Below are 2,233 nucleotides of genomic sequence, written 5' to 3'. Positions count from 1 at the left end.
GATCGGTTTTATCGACTGCCAGTCCGGCAAATACGACGTAATATTCAGTTGGGTTATATATATTGAGTGAATGGTCACTACGTTTAAATTCCAGTGATTTCCACGCATCGTTTACCCGTCCCTTCAGGTGTGCGGGGCGATAAAACATTTTGATCCGTGTTTTAAATACCAGCGTCAACTCGTTAGCATTAACATCATCTGATTTTTTCTTTGCTGGAATGGCACGAACATTAATGTAGAACAGCGACTCTTTATTTTCAGGCAGGTTATCAGCTGTTTTAATAATTCGCAGTGATGAGTCATCGCCAGCCTCAAGACGAAATAGCGGTGGGGTTATAATAAATGGGGCACGGCTTTTACCATCTATATTATCTACCCATGATTGCAGTAAATAAGGCGTTTCTGCGCCTTTGTTTGCGACAGGTAACGCAGCCCTGATGAATCCCCTAATGATTTTTATCAAAATCATTAAGTTAAGGTAGATACACATCTTGTCATATGATCAAATGGTTTCGCCAAAAATCAATAATCAGACAACAAAATGTGCGAACTCGATATTTTACACGACTCTCTTTACCAATTCTGCCCCGAATTACACTTAAAACGACTCAACAGCTTAACGTTGGCTTGCCACGCCTTACTTGACTGTAAAACTCTCACTCTTACCGAACTTGGCCGTAACCTGCCAACCAAAGCGAGAACAAAACATAACATCAAACGAATCGACCGATTGTTAGGTAATCGTCACCTCCACAAAGAGCGACTCGCTGTATACCGTTGGCATGCTAGCTTTATCTGTTCGGGCAATACGATGCCCATTGTACTTGTTGACTGGTCTGATATCCGTGAGCAAAAACGGCTTATGGTATTGCGAGCTTCAGTCGCACTACACGGTCGTTCTGTTACTCTTTATGAGAAAGCGTTCCCGCTTTCAGAGCAATGTTCAAAGAAAGCTCATGACCAATTTCTAGCCGACCTTGCGAGCATTCTACCGAGTAACACCACACCGCTCATTGTCAGTGATGCTGGCTTTAAAGTGCCATGGTATAAATCCGTTGAGAAGCTGGGTTGGTACTGGTTAAGTCGAGTAAGAGGAAAAGTACAATATGCAGACCTAGGAGCGGAAAACTGGAAACCTATCAGCAACTTACATGATATGTCATCTAGTCACTCAAAGACTTTAGGCTATAAGAGGCTGACTAAAAGCAATCCAATCTCATGCCAAATTCTATTGTATAAATCTCGCTCTAAAGGCCGAAAAAATCAGCGCTCGACACGGACTCATTGTCACCACCCGTCACCTAAAATCTACTCAGCGTCGGCAAAGGAGCCATGGATTCTAGCAACTAACTTACCTGTTGAAATTCGAACACCCAAACAACTTGTTAATATCTATTCGAAGCGAATGCAGATTGAAGAAACCTTCCGAGACTTGAAAAGTCCTGCCTACGGACTAGGCCTACGCCATAGCCGAACGAGCAGCTCAGAGCGTTTTGATATCATGCTGCTAATCGCCCTGATGCTTCAACTAACATGTTGGCTTGCGGGCGTTCATGCTCAGAAACAAGGTTGGGACAAGCACTTCCAGGCTAACACAGTCAGAAATCGAAACGTACTCTCAACAGTTCGCTTAGGCATGGAAGTTTTGCGGCATTCTGGCTACACAATAACAAGGGAAGACTTACTCGTGGCTGCAACCCTACTAGCTCAAAATTTATTCACACATGGTTACGCTTTGGGGAAATTATGAGGGGATCTCTCAGAACGCAGCCTCTTTGCGGCTGGCATCATAGATCACTCGCGTTCGCTGTAAAACGATTCCTCCTGCAAGCGCCTGGCCAATACAGAAGCTACACAACAAGGTTAATATCACCGCGAATGTTCGTTTTGACATAGTTATTTTTCAACCTGATACAACGAGAAAGAGGAAGGAAAAGGGCGTTATCTGACAGGTCAGATAACGCCCTAACGTATTAACGGTAATCCAGCGTTACGTTAACGATAGCGTCTGCTTCCCCTGGGGTGATTTCTGATGGAACTACGGTTGATACGTAGTAAGCGATGAGGTCAACATTGACAATACCATTGGATTCCGCCGGGATCTGATAAACCGTGTTATCATTGCCCATAGCATTCAGTGGCATAATGTTTCCGCTTTCCGCATCGTCAATACGGATACCCACACCTGTTGCCGCTATGCCAGCAAAAGAGCCTACTTTTGCCAGATTAGGGA

2 protein-coding genes and 2 pseudogenes are annotated in these 2,233 nt (G+C 44.2%); 1 reads left to right on the top strand and 3 read right to left on the bottom strand.

Annotated elements, in window-relative coordinates; all coding sequences use genetic code 11:
- Positions 1–433 (bottom strand): annotated as a pseudogene (locus Xsze_RS21285) (fimbrial biogenesis chaperone); the annotation flags it as partial.
- A gap of 108 nt (positions 434–541) precedes the next feature.
- Here Xsze_RS21285 and Xsze_RS21275 point away from each other — a divergent pair.
- Positions 542–1,750, top strand: coding sequence for an IS4-like element ISVsa5 family transposase (locus Xsze_RS21275; RefSeq protein ID WP_006250222.1), 1,209 nt, complete (start codon positions 542–544; stop codon positions 1,748–1,750).
- Positions 1,751–1,765: 15 nt separating this feature from the next.
- On the opposite strand, the pseudogene Xsze_RS21270 reads toward Xsze_RS21275, so the two are convergent.
- Together Xsze_RS21270 and Xsze_RS21265 are read right to left on the bottom strand one after the other, a co-directional pair.
- Positions 1,766–1,894 (bottom strand): annotated as a pseudogene (locus Xsze_RS21270) (fimbrial biogenesis chaperone); the annotation flags it as partial.
- Positions 1,895–1,973: 79 nt separating this feature from the next.
- Positions 1,974–2,233 (bottom strand): fimbrial protein (locus Xsze_RS21265; RefSeq protein ID WP_143707615.1); only part of this gene is annotated, 260 nt, incomplete at its 5' end.

It is taken from the genome of Xenorhabdus szentirmaii DSM 16338 (assembly GCF_002632585.1).
Lineage (GTDB): Bacteria > Pseudomonadota > Gammaproteobacteria > Enterobacterales > Enterobacteriaceae > Xenorhabdus > Xenorhabdus szentirmaii.
The sequence above is the reverse complement of the archived record's forward strand: the minus strand, read 5'-3'. Positions and strand labels throughout refer to the sequence as shown.